Consider the following 16095-nt stretch of genomic DNA (forward strand, 5'->3'; position numbering starts at 1 on the left):
CCATAACGCCACACCGCCCTATTGCCGGGCATTACACATCTTCATACTTTTGAGATGAATGAACCAAGTAGAACGATTAAAAACCAATTTCCAGAAGTATGGAAAGTTTTATCCAACGGTGTTGGATAAGGTTAAATCATTCTTACCTCATGAGAAATGGAAAGGCCCGGACGGTGCTACAACATACTGGAATACCGCCCTGTCAATTCCAAATATGGATAAAGAGCTCTTTGTCAATAGTGGGTATCTCAAAAATGCGATGGTGTATTCAGTGGTCAATAAGATCGCCAAGACCGGTTCGCAGGCACCTTTGCAGCCTTACAAGGTTGTAAATGAAAAGGCGTACCAAAAGTATAAGTCTCTGACTCATGCCGGTATGGAGATGACCAAAGATGTCATGTTTTCAGCTTTACTGGAGCGCTCAAAAGCATTTGAGTTGCTACCTGAAAGCCATGAGCTGAGCAAGCTACTACAGAACCCTAACAGGCAGCAAGGGCAAACTGAGTTCATCAGAAATGCATTAGGCATGAAACTGATCACCGGCGATGCCTTTATTTACGGGATCACCATTGGCCGCAAAAAGCGGGTGGGCGAACTGATTGTACTGCCTTCTCACATGATGACCATCATACCTGAAGAGGGCAAAATGATTCCAGGACCGCTTAGATATGAGTTCTCATACGGTGGGAATGTCTACAGGTTCAATCCGGATGAGATACTGCAATCTAAATACTGGAATCCCAAATGGGACGTATTAGGCAGCCAGCTGTACGGCCTCTCTCCTTTACACGCAGGTTGGCTGAGTGTTCAATCTGACAATGATGCAAGGTTAGCCGGCATTGAATTGCTCCAGAACAGAGGCCCCCGAGGCTTCGTTAGCTGGGAACTGCCACCGGTTGCCGGGAATACAGATCTCAAAGCAGTGACCAAGGAAGCCGCTGGCAGGATTAAAGAGGAATGGAGACAGCTGAGCAAAGAATATAAAGACCAGCTGGCAATCATTTTCGGTAAAGCTACCTGGATGCAGACAGGCCTCACAAATACCGACATGGGAATACTGGACACGTCCAAGTTTACCCAGTCCGACCTCTGCAACCTGTACGGCGTATCCGAAAAGCTCTTTAACAACCCTGATGATTCTAAGTTCAACAACCTGAAGGAATACAAAAAGGATTTTATATCCAACGTTGTTGCTCCTGAATTATTTGGACTTAGAGATGATCTGAACAGGAAACTAAAAACCGATTGGGGTTATAAAGATGAGAATGTTGTTATAGACTTTGACATATCAGTCTACAAAGAACTGGACGAGGATAAAAAAGAGTTAGCCGCCTGGATGGATATAGCCGGCTGCTTTACAGAGAACGAAAAGCGGATTATCCTGGGCCAGGACGCCCTGGATTATGATCCGGAAGGCAAAAACCTGATGGATAAGGTTTACAAAAAGAACAGCTACCTACCAATTGAAAAACTCGGCCAGATTCAGCCGCAACCGGGGCAAAACGACGAGGAAAGCGATCATCAGGGCAATGACCCACAAACGGGCAAAAAAGGCAAAAAGGAGGGGCAAAATAGCAAATGAGCCAGTTAATACAGACTCAGCTTAATAAGCTGGAGGAAAAACGCAAAAGTATCAAGTCCGCTCCGGTGGACATGGACGACAAAGGCAACCGTGTCGTTGTTTACTACGCTCATTTCGGCAATGTTGACCGGGTAAAGGACATCATGACTCTGGGCGCCGCTACTGAAGATCTCAAAGCCCGCGGCCCCAAAGGTGAGGATGTAATCTGGCACACCGACAACCATAATTATGACAGGCCGGTCACCAAGCCGACCGAATTAATTGAGGATGAGAAAGGATTGAGGGGCGTGTTAACGATCTGGCCGAACACTGTTGTGGGCCGTGACGTCTACGAGCTGTATAAATCCGGCCTCATCACGCATCATTCCCTGGGTTATTACGAGCTTGAAAATGCAGAAAGGAACGGAGCTAATGAAATCCTAAAGATCTACATCACGCACGTATCAAACGTGATGGACCCGGCCAATTTCCTTGCCAGGACACAGGAAGTAAGCCTGAAAGGCATGGACATCGAAGAGGGAACGGAGCTAAACGCCCGGTTAAAGCAATTCATCAGAGACACAATTGCGAGCGATGAAACCATCATCAAGGCGATGGAAGCCCAAAAAAACATAGAAAAAGCGCTGGAAAGGGAGAAATCCGTTAAAAGTCTGGCGTCCTTAATACGTAACACAAATTTAAAACTGTAAAAAATGGCAGAAGAAACTATGAGCACTGCGGAGGTTACAGAGGCGCTAAAAGACCTGAGAACGGACCTCTCTAAGCAGATCACAGAACGTACAAAAGCCGTAGAAAACGGCGCCACCAAAGAGGAACTGAAGGCCTATGATGAGCGCATCAAGGTACTGGAGTCCGTTGGTGAAGAGCTGAAAGAAGCTAAAGAGGAAATCAGAGCCTTACAGCTGGAAGCCAGAGAGAAATCCGCCGAGAAAGAAAAAGGGCTGACCCTTCGCGGTCAGATCATGAAGGCATTAACCACCGGTGAAGAGGAAATTAAATCAATTGCTAACGCCAAATCCGGACGTGTGGAATTGAAAAAAGCCGCTTCCATTATTACCACCGGCAACGTAGGTACTGGTGTAATCCTGGGCATGAGAGAATCCGGCATCAATGCCGCTCCTTTCCGTCAGCGTTTCATCACTGACCTTATCCGTACCCAAAACGGCGGTGTAGGCTCCGACCCATTAACGTGGGTTGAAAAGAAACCAAAGGAAGGCGGACCTGCAAGCGTATCCGAAAGCAACACCAAGCCTAACATGGACTGGACTTACAACGAAGGTAAGACCACTGCTGAAACCTTAGCGGTTTATGCAGCTATTACCCGTCAGCAAGCCCGCAATATGCAGGTGCTGGGAGAAACTGTTGCAGAGGAACTGATCCCTAATCTCTACGACGAGATGGATTACCAGGTCCTTTTAGGTGACGGTGCAGCCAATGCCGCGGGTATTGGCAATAACCTGAAAGGTATTGTCCAGTACTGTCAAGCCTTCACAGGTGCAGGCCTTGCCGGAAAGGTACAGGCAGCTAATCAAATGGACGTACTACGTGCAGCTATTTTACAGGCCCGTGTCGGCAACAAGGCCGCTACTGGTTACGGCCGTCGTACAGGTTACATCCCTAACGCAATCTTAGTAAGCCCTACAGTTAACGCGCTGCTGGATACTTACAAGAACGCTAACGACACCTATATCTTACCTCCTTTCACAACTGCTGACGGGTCTAAGATCAAAGGTATCAGGGTTATTGAGAACGACTTCGTAGCAGATGATCAGTTCATTGTCGGAGACTTCTCTAAGGGTTTATTAAACTTCGTAGAGGGGCTGAGCTTGCAAGTTGGCTGGGTTAACGATCAGATGATCAAAAACCAGTTAACCGTACTGGCTGAGCTGGTAGCGTCTTTCCGTATCAAATACCATGACCAATGGGCTTTTGTAAAAGGAACCTTCGCTACAGCTACACCTCTTATCCAGAAGGCAGAGGCAGAAGCATAAGGCCAAAGCAATCCAATTAATTAACCAGGGGGCAACGCTGTATTGCCTTGCCCCCATTAATTTAAAATCATGAGCGAATTAGTAAAAATCTGGGGCACCGGCAATGTGATCGAAAAAGGCAAGATGATGGAAGCGGATAAACCGACCGCAGACATCCTGGTAAAACAGGGTAAAGCCAGCTTCGACCCGGTTGAAAAGACTAAGGAAAACGGCGGCGTTATACCGCCTGTAGATCCACCTTCGGGAGAGCCGGGAAAGGAACCAGCCGAACCTGAAAATCCGGCAGCTGAACCCGAAAAAGACAAAGGAGGAAAGGGTAATGGAAAAGGAAAATAACCAACAGCAACCCTCCAGCTCCACAGTCAAGCTCCGCGCCCTTCGGGATGTCTGGATCAATGGCGGATCAACCCTGATCAAAAAGGGAGAAATCTTTGAGAAAAGCTGCAAGCAGTGTGTAAAGGATATGGTGGCCAACGGTCAGGCAGAGATAGTAAACCCCGAATAATCAACAATTAAGCAGTATCAAGTGTCCAATTTAATCAGTAAATCCATCAAACCAAAGAGTACGGATCTCCCGGTCACAGCTGCGGAGGTCAAGACCGATTTGCGGGTGGATTACCCGTTAACGGACACCCAGATTGAAAATTATATCCGGTCCAGTATTCAGCGGATTCAGAACCTTACTTGTCTGGTGTTGGTTCCTAGCGAGGTGACCACCATTTACAAGCAATACGGTTGTGGAGACCAGGTCTCATTAGGATATGCTAATGATATCAAGCCGGATACACTGGAAGGCACAGACGGTACACTCATTGGCGCTGGCGAGCAATGGTACTTACAGACGACTGAACAGCTGGTTACCCTGAAATATGATGCAGGTTATGAGACGCTCCCGGATTGGGCCAGACAGGCAATTATTTTAGATGTAGCCTGGAGACTGGAGCACTACGGGGATGACGAGACTAAGCAGTACAGCCCGGAAATGATGGCACTTATTGAACCCTTTAAAGCCTATATCCCAATATGACAATAGCAGAACTATCACAGGTGATTGAAGTTTACAGGCGTGAAACGATAACCAATGAGGATGGCGAAACGGAGACCGCGGAAACCCTGCAATTTCAGACTTACGCAAAGGTTAAACTCATGAGTGAGTATGAGAAGTTTCAGCAGGGTATCAATACCGACACCGTTGTTTACAAGATCTGGTACCGCTATCTAGCAGAAAGGATGATCAAAAAGAATGACATCATCAAATGGAACGGACAGGAGTATTTAGCCAGATCATTCAGCAAGGAAACGGAGATCAAGCTGAAACGGTGGTTTACTAACAGCATGGCATTACAAGCGGCATAGCAGATGGCACAACTAAAAGGATTCGACACCGTAATGAGGGCTTTACAGGAAAAGCAAAATCGCATTAAAGCCGTTACGGACCAGGTCATGAAAGAGTCCAGCCAGGAGATCTTAACCAGGGCAAAAGGCAAATGTCAGTTTCCGGAGGTTCGCAGAGAGTTGACGCTTCAGTACATCGATGGCAAATGGATTGTTTCCACCCAGACACCTGAGAGCGCTTACGTAGAGTTTGGAACAGGATTATTTGCTAAGAGGTATGTACCGGGTCTGCCGGGTAGCTGGCAGCAGATGGCGTGGAATTTCTACATAAACGGTAAGGGTCGTACACCGAGCTTTCCCTACCTGTATCCGGCCTACGAGGAAGTAACAGCGCACGTAATGGACACACTGGCAGAGGCAATTGAAGGAACGTAACACACAAAGCACGCAATGGCAACAACCACTTACATAGACGCACTGGAAGGAGCTTATTACAAAGCCCTGAACGGCAAAATATTGCTTAACGGCGTTGCGGTTCCCGTGTACAGGAGCTTCGTTGACATTCAGAAGTCAGACACTTATTACATATTAATCCAGAACCCTTCCAGCGTAGGTGCAGAGAGCAAATGCGATAATGATCAGGATGCCTCAATTCAGATTATCATCTATTGCCGGGGCGCAAAGATAAGTACGGCAAACCTCCGGCTCATGGCCGCACAGGTTTACGACCTGGTTTATCCGGACAGAAGTTTCAGGCTCCCGGTAGACGATTACCAGAATATCAACCAAAAGTTAGTATCTGATAATGTCACCAGTGACATGGATACTACAACAACAGTACAGATATTAGAAAGAATTATAATATTTAAACATCAGTTGTCCTAAATAATGACAGCTGAGCAAAACAGTTTAAAATGGCAAGCAAAAATAACAAAGTCGATGGTAGTGTTTTGGTGCTTTTAGGCAAGCGTGTTGGGGATTCCAACTGGCTGCCTATCCTGTGTCAGACCGAACTATCTTTAGGCAGGCAGCTGAACACCATTGATGCAAGCTCTAAATGTGGTAAGGACATAGCCATAGATGAAGAGGACGGCACTGTTACCATGACCGGCTTCATGATTAAGGCCAATGTAACCGATGTCATGACCACCAAGGATTTAGAGGACTTGTATAAAACCAAGGATGAGGCAGATTACATGATCGGCGTTGTTAATCCTACTGATCAGGCGGGGCTTACTACTTACCGCTTCTCAGGTATTATCACTGCCAAGAATCTGGACATGAATAACAATGAGAAGGGGAAAGCTTCCATTACCATCACCACCACGGGTACGGTAGAGACAGGCGTTATCCTGCCAACAGGTCTTATCATGTGGGATAGTGATGCTAAAGCCACCGGATATACTTTTGACTGGGCAGTGTTTTTCAATACATTGAATGAAGACATCCCGCAGATCAATCAACAGGAAGCCGAATTGCTATTTGCACCGGGAATTAGCAAAACCGGATATGTTGCAGGAATCAACAAATTGGGCAAACTCGTTGAAATCAATACCACCAGAGCCGGCACAGCAACTTATATCGGCAGCGATGGATATCTTAAGACTGCTGCAACAGATGTGCCCAGGTTTGATTATAGTACTGGTGTCGCACGTCATTTAATTGAAACAGCGGCAACGAATCTGTTCCCTTATTCTAATTTAAACTCGTCAACTTATCTGTCCATCTCCATGCCAAGCGGCGAAATTGCATACAATGCAGAAATTGGTCGAGACGGAAAGACAATGAACGCTCCACGCTTTTCATGTGTCAGCAGTCAAGGGTGCTGGATATATAATAATACAGGCATTCCGGTTACTGAAGGCTCCACCTATGTTTTAAGTTTCTGGGTGAAAGCTATCAGTAAATTATCAGGGTACAGTTGGGAATTCAGAGACGCAGCTACTTTAGTGGCCATTTCATCAGGTGATTATTCTTCTCAGGTGAAAATAGGCAAGTTTGTGAAAATAGAACAGACTGTTACCATACCTACAGGCACTACCCTTTTGAGGCTATATGTCTATAAAGAAGCCTCATCAACTTCTGGATCTTTTTCGATAACTGATGTTCAGCTTGAACTAGGAACAGTAAGTACTAGCACTATTGTTACATCTGGAGCAGTAGCAACCAGAGCAGCCGACATCGTAAAAAGCGCTAATGATGTTGTTCCATATTCAGCTGCTACAGTATATATGGATGCAATAGTTAAAAATATTTCAGGTTCATCATATCGGTATCTGTCAAAAGCAGCGTCAGCCAATACGCTTATGTATACTGTCACAAATGATACCAGGGCAATCTATCCTGGAACTACATATGCTATTGTTGCCAATACAAACAATAAAAGAATGTCATTCTGGAATGCCTCTACTGTGAATGTGGGCAACGGAGGCGCTATTGGATCTCCGATTGCAAATGACGGTAGCCTTCCAGGTTCTGGACAGTTAAGAATTGGTACTGATGGACCGGGCGGGATATCTATGCAGGTTAAATGCCTTGCTATTTTTTCCCGCAAGTTCACCGACACCGAAGTCCAAACGCTCACTAAATAAACCTTTTACAATGCAAGACAAATATTTCAAAACCACCGAGTTAAAAGAGAATATCACTACCCTACTGGGTCTGGACGCAGAGGGCGTAATAACCGGTTGCGGTGGCAATTACTTCCAGACACCTGATTTTATCCTGTATTGGGTGGGTAAGATCCCGATATCAAACTCAGACCCGGAAGCTCCCATTGAGTATGAAGCGGACGGAGCTGAGCACTTCAACATCCGGCCAATTACGGGATATCCTGATTTCGGGGAGGCGGATGTAGAGGAAATAACTCCTGATACACCATATGCGATATTCCAGTAGACTTCATTCAATTAGTTTTTAAACGTTTAAAAATAAACAATCATGGCAACAGTAGTAAACACTGACAAAGTTAACGGGGGCGATATGGTCTTACTGGCCGATACCTCCGCTACCAGCACCCCTGCCTTTAAAATGGTGCTGTGTAACCTCAATTTGAGTTTACAGAGGCAGGTAAACACTCAGGATGACAGCTCAAAATGCGGTAAGGATATCGCTCAGATTGATGAGGACACCTCCTGCCAGTTTGAAGGACAGATCCTGAAAGCAGGATTGAGCGACATTTTCGGTATTGCTGACCTGCATAACCTGGTCACTAATAAGTCAAAGATCAAATGGCGCATCGCGCCAAAAGATGGCGTTTCTCAAACGAATCTGCCTATCTATGACTTTACAGGCTTCATCAGCAGCATTCAGGACCAGTACAACAACAATGCAAAGGCCACAACCACTTTCACCATCACAGGTGACGATGGCGTAACCTTTACGACCGGTTCTTAATCCGGAGCTACCGGTTCTTAACCTCTCTCGTCTTTAGTTATGGGGTGGCCACGGCCGCCCCGCTAAAGACATTTCACAACCTGCCTGTTATGGGCGCAAACAGTTTTCAATGAACTTTCAACTAAAGACAACAAAAGAAACTTACAACCTGGCTTTCAATGCATTTTTTATTGAGCGGGTTTGCCAATTATCCGGCCTTGACCTGTCAGAAGTGTTTAACTACCTGATTGGTAATAACATTTCAAAGGATAGCGTTAAAGGCGGCCTTATCCAGTCCATGGGCGTTCGGGCCAACGTAATTGCAGCGGGCATTGATGCTTATAACAAGACCGTATCCGCCACCACCGAAAAAGGCTATGAGATATTGGACAGTATCTCTCTGATCGATGGCCAGTTCTCTGAAATGTACGGTTATCTGATTAAAGCCTTACTCCCAAACGCAGAGGCGGCAAAGCCAAAAAAGGTCGTAAAAGCCGCAAGAAAACCAGCTTTGAAGAAATAAAGGAGTTTGCCATCGGCGAGATGGGTATGCGGCCTGCTGAGTTTTATTTTGATTACAGCTGGGCCGAGTTCCTGATCAAGATGGAGCACTTTATCGAAAGGGAAAACAGAGACTACCGGGAAGGTTGGTCAAAAGTCAGAGAGCAGGCGCAATGGCTTATCTGGGTCAACGGTTCAAAGCAAAGTATCAGAGATCTCTGGCGATTCCCATGGGAGCCAAAACCCAAAGCGCCTAAGGAAATAACTCAGGAAGAGGTCTACGAGATTGTTAACAGATATAATAACATACCCAGGGGCGGCAATCCGGGGGAATAAAATAGCAGGTCATGGATGTAGCAGGAATGGAGGTTGTATTAGGGGCTGATTATGAGCCGATGGCGAAAGGCTTCGCAGCCGCCAGTCAGCTCATGGATGATTTTAAGCGCAGGACATTAGCCCTTGCTCAGCTGAAGATCGCCCCTGAAATTGGCGGACTGGAGCAACTCAACCGGTTTTCAAATGCTGTCAGCGACTTGCGAAAAGCCGCAAGTCAAAGCATATCCCTGTCTGTTAACACTAGGGGTGTTGAGTCTATCCAGAAACTGGAAGGGCTAATATTAGCTGCTTTAAATGCCAGTGAAAAAGGGATATTGATCGAGGTTAAAACATCCGGAGAGAATGATGCCATTATCCTTCAAAGATCAATAGTTTCACTGGTTAATACAGCAGAGCAAGGGGCAACTGTTCGGGTTCAGACAGTCGGTGAAGATGGCATAATTAGAACCACTAATGAGATTTCTGATTTAATTAAAACCGCTTCCCAGGGAGTAACCGTAGATGTACGTGTAATTGGAACTGCCGATATTACAAAACTCATTTCTGGCATTATTGCGGTTGAGCAGATAGCCAAGCCTGTGGATCTGAACGTCCAGGTTACCGGTAGCGATAAATTACAGCAGGCTAAAATAGATTTAAACAGTCTGTTTGAAATTGCTTCCAAAGGATTGAATGTTCATATTGAGGGGCTATCAGAGATCTCTAAGCTAGGGCAGTCTATTGCTAATTTAAACGGCAAGGAGTTAACCTTAAATATTTCTGCTCAGGGGGTCGACCGGATTAATGACATCCAGAAAGCCGTAGAGGCGTTGAACTCTAAAAACATAGAGTTGCGTGTAAATTCTGAAGGTGCAGACCAGGTGATAAAAATTGGGGAATCCGTCAAAGCGTTACAGGGTAAAACTATTGAGATTTCCGTTAAAGCCGATGGGGTTGAACAGATCACCAAGCTACAGGGCGCTATCAAAGACTTGCAGAACAAGGCAGTTACTTTACAGGTCAATACTGAAGGGGCTAACCAGATCACCAAGTTAAATGAGGCGTTAAATAATATCCAAGGAAAGGACATTTCAATCAACATATCCAGCGAAGGCGCTAGCCAGGTTGCAAAACTTAGCGATTCCATCAAAGATTTGCAAGGCAAAGCAATTACCCTCACCGTATCCAGTGAGGGATTGGATAAAATAACCCAAACAGAGGCAGCAATAAAGGACTTGCAGGGTAAAATGGTAACCATACCCATTGAAACTGACGGCCTGGGTCAGCTGGCTGCCGTTTCGGGGGCTATTAAAGAAATCCAGGGAAAAACCATCTCCCTACATATTGATGCGGCCGGTATTGACCAGGTTACAAGGCTAAGTGAATCCATTAAGGATTTGCAGGGAAAGACTATTTCATTAAAAGTAGATGCAGAGGGCTTAAATCAGGTTGAAAAAATCAATGACACCTTAAAAGCTATTCAGGGTAAAAATTTAGAGTTAAATATATCTTCTGACGGTCTCGAAAAGATCGTTCAGGCATCTGATGCTATTAAAGACCTTCAGGGAAAGTCTGTTAAGATTTTTACTGAGGTCACCGGAATTGACAAGGTCTTACAGGCGCAAACTGCAATCGGGGAGCTGAAAGACAAAAATGTAAAGGTAGTTACAAGCATAACCGGGTTAAATAAAATCACACAGCTCAACCTTGCTGTAAAAGCACTTGAACAGGCTACCACCGGAGGCATCGCATTGGATATTAAGACCACCGACATGAGCCAGTTGCTTGCTACTTTAAAGCAGGTACAGGCGCTGGGCAGTGGTAAGACATCTTTGCAGGTCAGCGCAAGCGGAAAAGGGTTACAGGGGCTTAATGATTCATTGCAGAATGCTGCTACATACGCCTCCGCTGCTGAATCAGCCCTTAAATCATTGCAGGCTACCGCTAACACTACTTTGCAGTTTTTAGCGGCTCAAAACGCCTCTCTTGCAAATTACATGAGCACCGTTGCTGGTATCAGTGCCCAGTCAGCACAGAGCACAGCACAGTTAACGCAGGCTATTCAGAATACGACCAATGCAGCCCAGTCCGCGGCAAGTGCAACAATAGGGCTGGCAGGCGCTGCACAGCAGGCAAGCCAGGCAGCTGAAAATATCGGAGAAGGATTTAATGCTGCCAGTGCCCGGGTAAATACTTTTACCTCTGCTAATGCAGACCTGAATAACTCCATTATCCAAAATGTCCAGATACTTAACCAGTACCGGGCGAGGATGGCTGAAGTGTCAACGGAAATAGGAAATCTGGCGAAAATGGAAGGGCTGAGTGAGGCAGAAGCCGCCGCCAATTCACGTACAATTGCACAGTTAGGGTCTGAATATGCAACTTTAAAACAGCAGGTTAGCCAGGCCACCAGTACAATCAACGCCCAGGCGAAGGCCACCATTGCCGCTGAGGGGTCATACAATGATTTGCAGCAGCAGTTGACCCTGGCTAATCAGGCATACCGTAGACTAACACAGGCGGATCGGGATAGTTCCATCGGTGCCGGTATGATTAAGAATATCGGTGAACTGAGCGGCAAGCTGAAAGAGATTGATGCCACCATGGGCATTTACGTCCGGAACGTAGGTAATTACTCCAGTGCGACCAATTACCTGAACCAGACCGTAGCGCAGTTATCCGGTGAGATCCCCAACTTTTTCCAGTCCATGAAAATAGGGTTTATGAGTATTAGCAATAATATTCAGCCTATTATGGTGGCTTTAGAGAATCTGAGGGCGGAAAATATCAAATTAGCAGCCTCCGGAGAACCGACAACAAGCGCATTTAAAGCCATTACCAGTTCGCTGCTGAGCTGGCAGACAGGCTTATTTATCGGTGTTGGTCTCCTTTCTAAATATGGAGGGGAGCTTGTTGATTGGGCGACCGGAGCGGATAAGGCCAAGGCAGCAGCAGAGGCATTTAAAAAAGAGCAGGAGGCTTTACAGCAAATTGAACAAAGCGCTATTAAGTCAGCCGGTGATCAGATAGGTAAACTAACGGCATTGAATGCTGTTTTAACCGATTCTGAAGCGCCTATGAGCAAACGCAAATCTGCTTATGATGAGCTGCAAAAACTTTATCCATCCTATTTAAAGAATATCAAAGAAGATGACGCTTTAAATGGAGCTTTGGCAGAGACGATTAATAACAAATTGGTGCCCGCAATCATTGCAGCAGCGCAGGCGAGGGCATATCAGGATAAGATTAATAAGCTAACCTCTGAAAACATCGATTTAGAGGAGCAGCAGGCTAAAGCAGTTGTGGCCAGCGCTGTTGCGATGGATAAATACAGTAAAGCGGCCAAGGATGCTAAGAAAATAAATTTCCAAGGAGGGCTAACGGGTAACTTAAGCGGTGGGAGCATTTCTGATCCATTTGCCAAACAAGCACAGAGCGCCCGAAATGCTGCTGAAGTGGCAATCGATGCACAGGATGCCATTACAAAACATATCGGCCAGAATAATGACAGGATAAAGGAATTTATTAAAAGCTTGCAGACTGCTGTCGAACAAACCGGCAATCTAAAGATTGACGGGGCCGATCAGGCAGCAGGTCCTTTAAAAAAGACCAAAGAGCAAACCGATGCCCTCGCCAAGTCTCAAAACGCCCTAGCGGACACCATTAAGCAGGTGGATGCACAGTTACAGGCCGGACAAATCAGCGCCCTGGATGCAGCTCAGCAGAAACTGGCAGCCTATCAGAAAGATCTTACCGTCTTATTCCAGAATAAGGGCAGCAAGGTGAAAGTTGAGGCTGATTTAAGCCAGATCGACCAGTTACAGGCAAAAATTAAAGACCTGACAGCCTCCGGTGTTTTAAAGCAGTTCAAAGACGCTCTGAATATAAATGCGCAGCTAAATACGGCGGGCATTACCGATTCACTGGAAAAGGTTAAAAGTGATCTGAGCGCAGCAAAGAAAGCTTATCAGGATCTGGTTACCGGCAAAAACGCCCTTCCTCTGGATGACAGCAGAGTTGTTGAGGCCCGTAATGAAGTATCCAGGCTTAAAGCAGATTTGGAGACACTCACCAAACAGCAGAAAATCGACCTCGTTATCAAAACGGCCGGCGAGCAGAGCTTAAGTATTGAGGAAGATCTTAAAAACGGTTGGATCACTCCACTTGAAGCGGCAAAGGAGCGTGTTAAGAGCCTGGAAACAGAAATTAAAGCACTTCAAAAGGCCGGAGCCGATGCGTCTGTTATCATACCTATGAAGGTCCAGTGGGCCAATGCTAAGCAGGATTCGGCGGTGGCTGAAGTTGCGGATATTGTCAAAAACGCAGAAAGCACTTTTAGCCAGGCTAATGCAGCGGTGGACTTATCAGTTGATTTGAAATTAGTCGCCCCTTTGGATGGCTTAAAAGAACAGGTATCCCTAAAAAAGAAGGAAATAAACCAGTTATTGAAAGCTCTAAGTAAGGTTGATACAACTACAATAGAGGGCGGAGCGGTTGCACATCTGCTGCAAGACACTTTAACCAATATGATTGGAGATGTTAATGCAGCGGAACTGGCAGCTCAGTTTCAGCAGAAAATACAGGATATCGCTACCGAGGGCCTGGCCGGCATCGGTGAAATGCTGGGAGGCGTCTTTAGCGGCGGTGATATCGGAGACTTATTCGGCACACTCATGCAGAATGTGGGTGGCCAGTTAGAAAACCTAGGGAAATGGATGATTACCACAGCTGCAAAGTTTGCTATTCTTAAGGAGGCATTTGAAAAGGCCCTTAAAGCCAACCCTATCCTTGGCGTAGCTGCGGGCGTAGCCGTTGTAGCCCTTGGGGCGGCTTTGAAAGCAGCATTCCAGAATAAACAGTCACAAATGGCTTTTGCTGACGGCGGCGTTGTCTATGGCCGCACAAACGCAATCATAGGTGAATACCAGGGAGCCAGGAATAACCCTGAAGTAGTCGCCCCTTTGAATAAATTAAAAAACATCCTGCAATTAGACAAAGGGGCCTCCGATGTAAACGTAAGCGTTAATGGTGTTATTGAAAATGATGTCATTAGGCTTGCAATGGTTAGAGCAGATAAAAACAATAATAAATGAGTTACACACCAAAATATCAGTTAGGATTTAAAGATTTACTAGGCGGGGATTGCATGATTACAATCTCCCTTAAGAGCTATTTAGGTGCCGTGACGGCTATTTACGGCACCTCAAAACCCTGCACTTTAACCTTTAGCGGTGATGAGGATAATATATATGACCCTATCCGAAAATGCAGGGCTAAGATCAACATCTATGAGCCCCCACAGGAGCTTATAGATGATCTTACAGATATTGACGATACCGCCGTATTGGTTACCATCACAGCACCAAATCGGAGATTTGACGGTTTCATCACTCCGGATGATATTGTCCGCCCTCTGGATTTGACAGGTTCCAGCCTTAGCCTTCAGGCGGTGGACATCTTCTCTATCATGAAAGGCAAGATTCTGGTAGATGCCAATGGCCGGATGCCGTACGGGAAACAAACATTAAGGTGGTTTATGGAAAGATGTCTGGCGCTGGGAGCAAATGAAGGCTTCGGGTACAGTATTAATTTCATTAATGACTACCATCTGAACAATAGCAGCGGGCTTCAGTTATTGGATGAGATGATGTTTGACGCCTCCAGCTTTAAAGGTGATGACGGACGGTCTAATGACAGCTACGACACCATGGAGCGGTTTGCAAAAAGCCTGTTTTCCTTTATGTATTTCGCAGAGGGCAAATTGAACTTTATAACGCCGGTGAGCAAAGAGACTACCACTTATAGGAACGTGGCCACTATGACCAGGGGAATGCAGTCCGGGTTCCTTGTCGGCAATCTGGAAAGCCTTGGAGCCGTCAGAGGAACTAAGGAGGTAAGCTGTAAATATGAATTTGGAAGCAATAACGGTCTGCTGCGCAATTTTAATTTCGGGGAGTGGGTCGGCGGGGTGCCTACAAACTGGGCTATCGACAGGCCGGATACCATCAGCAGGGTTGGTACCGGAAGGCCGGAATCCAAGTACGGGATGAAGGTGATCAATAAGACTTATACAAGCCCTAAAAACGGGGTATTCTGGACTACCATTACTCAAACAGCAGTTGTAAGTGCCGGCGTTGCTTATTCGCTGGATATCACCTTAAAATACTTTGACTATAAGGCTGATAAGATCTCAAACGCCGACATAGCTTATTTACGCATGAATGTCACCATGGTAGACACCAATGGCGCCGCAAGAGATTTGAAGTTTGATAAGGATTTCTCCTCCGACCTTGACGGCAAATTCATCCCACTCTCTTTGGAATCAAAAGACGGCGAGCAGGTAGTTTCACTGAAAATAAAAGAGGTTCCCGCGGACGGCACTATTACGGTATCCTGGCAGCAAAAGATATACAGTAATTATATCATGTATGCCATCACCTACCCGAAGACAATCACTGCGGAATATTACGGGGCGATATTTTCAGTGGATAGATCCGGAAAAGAGCAAACAGGCATCAAAGATTATTTAACCCAAGTAAGGGATTATACCCAACTTCTGAGCGTGGATAATACTACCATTGGGAATGCGCCAGATGATGGGATTAGCGGGGGGATTTATACAAAATATGCAATTACTTATGACGGCACTATTTACGGAGCGGAAATGCTATTCCCCTACCTCTTCAAATCAGGCGATTCCACCCCTCGAACGGCACTGCATCAGCTACTGAGGGCGTACATGGCCACGAGCAGAAAGGCGGCAAGAAAGATTGAGTTTACTGTCTTGGATAATCAGATTCAATTTTCTGACATCCTGGCCATCAATGACCAGGGGCGATACATTCAGTTAAATAACGAGTACGACCTCCGGAACTGCCAACAGAAGATAACGGCAATTGAACTGAATAAGGACTTTTTACCGGATCAGTTAGAGCTGGAGGCGACATCCAGTTACGACACTTACGAAACATACCCTACATACTAACAAGCCACGTC

The 16095-nt window shown here is 45.9% G+C and carries 16 protein-coding genes; all 16 read left to right on the forward strand.

What is annotated here, in order from left to right; all coding sequences use genetic code 11:
* The first annotated feature begins 58 nt into the window (after window positions 1-58).
* The 16 genes from BLU80_RS17435 (at window position 59) to BLU80_RS17510 (ending at window position 16084) form a co-directional block, all read left to right on the forward strand.
* The gene (locus BLU80_RS17435; RefSeq protein WP_091401009.1) at window positions 59-1582 is read left to right on the forward strand and encodes a phage portal protein; all 1524 of its coding nucleotides are present in this window, start codon (window positions 59-61) and stop codon (window positions 1580-1582) included.
* Window positions 1579-2271 (forward strand): HK97 family phage prohead protease, encoded by a 693-nt coding sequence (locus BLU80_RS17440; RefSeq protein ID WP_091401011.1) that lies wholly within the window; start codon window positions 1579-1581, stop codon window positions 2269-2271. Before BLU80_RS17435 ends, BLU80_RS17440 begins: the two co-directional genes overlap by 4 nt.
* Before the next feature lie 3 nt (window positions 2272-2274).
* Window positions 2275-3573: a phage major capsid protein gene (locus BLU80_RS17445; protein ID WP_091401012.1), complete on the forward strand. Its 1299-nt coding sequence runs from the start codon at window positions 2275-2277 to the stop codon at window positions 3571-3573.
* 69 nt (window positions 3574-3642) lie between these two features.
* The gene (locus tag BLU80_RS17450; protein WP_091401014.1) at window positions 3643-3909 is read left to right on the forward strand and encodes a hypothetical protein; all 267 of its coding nucleotides are present in this window, start codon (window positions 3643-3645) and stop codon (window positions 3907-3909) included.
* Window positions 3893-4078, forward strand: coding sequence for a hypothetical protein (locus tag BLU80_RS17455; RefSeq protein ID WP_091401015.1), 186 nt, complete (start codon window positions 3893-3895; stop codon window positions 4076-4078). Before BLU80_RS17450 ends, BLU80_RS17455 begins: the two co-directional genes overlap by 17 nt.
* Window positions 4079-4099: 21 nt before the next feature.
* Window positions 4100-4600, forward strand: a complete 501-nt coding sequence (locus BLU80_RS17460; RefSeq protein ID WP_091401017.1) for a phage gp6-like head-tail connector protein — start codon at window positions 4100-4102, stop codon at window positions 4598-4600.
* Window positions 4597-4929, forward strand: coding sequence for a phage head completion protein (locus BLU80_RS17465; RefSeq protein WP_091401018.1), 333 nt, complete (start codon window positions 4597-4599; stop codon window positions 4927-4929). The genes BLU80_RS17460 and BLU80_RS17465 overlap by 4 nt, the downstream gene beginning before the upstream one ends.
* 3 nt (window positions 4930-4932) lie before the next feature.
* A complete protein-coding gene (locus tag BLU80_RS17470) occupies window positions 4933-5343 on the forward strand; it encodes a hypothetical protein (RefSeq protein WP_139188194.1) in 411 nt (136 codons plus the stop codon).
* A gap of 15 nt (window positions 5344-5358) precedes the next feature.
* Window positions 5359-5793, forward strand: coding sequence for a hypothetical protein (locus BLU80_RS17475; RefSeq protein WP_091401022.1), 435 nt, complete (start codon window positions 5359-5361; stop codon window positions 5791-5793).
* Between the two features lie 29 nt (window positions 5794-5822).
* Window positions 5823-7499, forward strand: coding sequence for a phage head spike fiber domain-containing protein (locus BLU80_RS17480; protein WP_091401024.1), 1677 nt, complete (start codon window positions 5823-5825; stop codon window positions 7497-7499).
* 10 nt (window positions 7500-7509) lie between these two features.
* Window positions 7510-7806: a hypothetical protein gene (locus BLU80_RS17485; protein WP_091401026.1), complete on the forward strand. Its 297-nt coding sequence runs from the start codon at window positions 7510-7512 to the stop codon at window positions 7804-7806.
* Window positions 7807-7848: 42 nt separating this feature from the next.
* Complete coding sequence (locus BLU80_RS17490) at window positions 7849-8304, forward strand: hypothetical protein (RefSeq protein WP_091401028.1); 456 nt, start codon at window positions 7849-7851, stop codon at window positions 8302-8304.
* Between the two features lie 109 nt (window positions 8305-8413).
* The gene (locus BLU80_RS17495) at window positions 8414-8806 is read left to right on the forward strand and encodes a hypothetical protein (RefSeq protein ID WP_091401029.1); all 393 of its coding nucleotides are present in this window, start codon (window positions 8414-8416) and stop codon (window positions 8804-8806) included.
* A 20-nt stretch (window positions 8807-8826) separates the two neighbouring features.
* A complete protein-coding gene (locus tag BLU80_RS17500) occupies window positions 8827-9120 on the forward strand; it encodes a hypothetical protein (RefSeq protein WP_091401031.1) in 294 nt (97 codons plus the stop codon).
* 11 nt (window positions 9121-9131) lie between these two features.
* Window positions 9132-14192 carry a coiled-coil domain-containing protein gene (locus tag BLU80_RS17505; RefSeq protein WP_091401033.1) on the forward strand — a complete coding sequence of 1687 codons (5061 nt, stop codon included), beginning with the start codon at window positions 9132-9134 and terminating at the stop codon, window positions 14190-14192.
* Entirely contained in the window at window positions 14189-16084 is a 1896-nt protein-coding gene (locus tag BLU80_RS17510; protein ID WP_091401034.1) for a hypothetical protein, read from the forward strand. The genes BLU80_RS17505 and BLU80_RS17510 overlap by 4 nt, the downstream gene beginning before the upstream one ends.
* Window positions 16085-16095: the final 11 nt, after the last annotated feature.

It is taken from the genome of Arachidicoccus rhizosphaerae (assembly GCF_900107765.1).
Taxonomy (GTDB): domain Bacteria; phylum Bacteroidota; class Bacteroidia; order Chitinophagales; family Chitinophagaceae; genus Arachidicoccus; species Arachidicoccus rhizosphaerae.

Excerpts from the sequence above, each read along its gene's own strand:
- BLU80_RS17465 (WP_091401018.1), top strand. The coding sequence starts at position 4,597 with ATGACAATAGCAGAACTATCACAGGTGATTGAAGTTTACAGGCGTGAA.
- BLU80_RS17450 (WP_091401014.1), top strand. The coding sequence starts at position 3,643 with ATGAGCGAATTAGTAAAAATCTGGGGCACCGGCAATGTGATCGAAAAA.
- BLU80_RS17455 (WP_091401015.1), top strand. The coding sequence starts at position 3,893 with ATGGAAAAGGAAAATAACCAACAGCAACCCTCCAGCTCCACAGTCAAG.
- BLU80_RS17470 (WP_139188194.1), top strand. The coding sequence starts at position 4,933 with ATGGCACAACTAAAAGGATTCGACACCGTAATGAGGGCTTTACAGGAA.
- BLU80_RS17480 (WP_091401024.1), top strand. The coding sequence starts at position 5,823 with ATGGCAAGCAAAAATAACAAAGTCGATGGTAGTGTTTTGGTGCTTTTA.
- BLU80_RS17510 (WP_091401034.1), top strand. The coding sequence starts at position 14,189 with ATGAGTTACACACCAAAATATCAGTTAGGATTTAAAGATTTACTAGGC.
- BLU80_RS17505 (WP_091401033.1), top strand. The coding sequence starts at position 9,132 with ATGGATGTAGCAGGAATGGAGGTTGTATTAGGGGCTGATTATGAGCCG.
- BLU80_RS17475 (WP_091401022.1), top strand. The coding sequence starts at position 5,359 with ATGGCAACAACCACTTACATAGACGCACTGGAAGGAGCTTATTACAAA.
- BLU80_RS17440 (WP_091401011.1), top strand. The coding sequence starts at position 1,579 with ATGAGCCAGTTAATACAGACTCAGCTTAATAAGCTGGAGGAAAAACGC.
- BLU80_RS17490 (WP_091401028.1), top strand. The coding sequence starts at position 7,849 with ATGGCAACAGTAGTAAACACTGACAAAGTTAACGGGGGCGATATGGTC.
- BLU80_RS17485 (WP_091401026.1), top strand. The coding sequence starts at position 7,510 with ATGCAAGACAAATATTTCAAAACCACCGAGTTAAAAGAGAATATCACT.
- BLU80_RS17435 (WP_091401009.1), top strand. The coding sequence starts at position 59 with ATGAACCAAGTAGAACGATTAAAAACCAATTTCCAGAAGTATGGAAAG.
- BLU80_RS17500 (WP_091401031.1), top strand. The coding sequence starts at position 8,827 with ATGGGTATGCGGCCTGCTGAGTTTTATTTTGATTACAGCTGGGCCGAG.
- BLU80_RS17445 (WP_091401012.1), top strand. The coding sequence starts at position 2,275 with ATGGCAGAAGAAACTATGAGCACTGCGGAGGTTACAGAGGCGCTAAAA.
- BLU80_RS17495 (WP_091401029.1), top strand. The coding sequence starts at position 8,414 with ATGAACTTTCAACTAAAGACAACAAAAGAAACTTACAACCTGGCTTTC.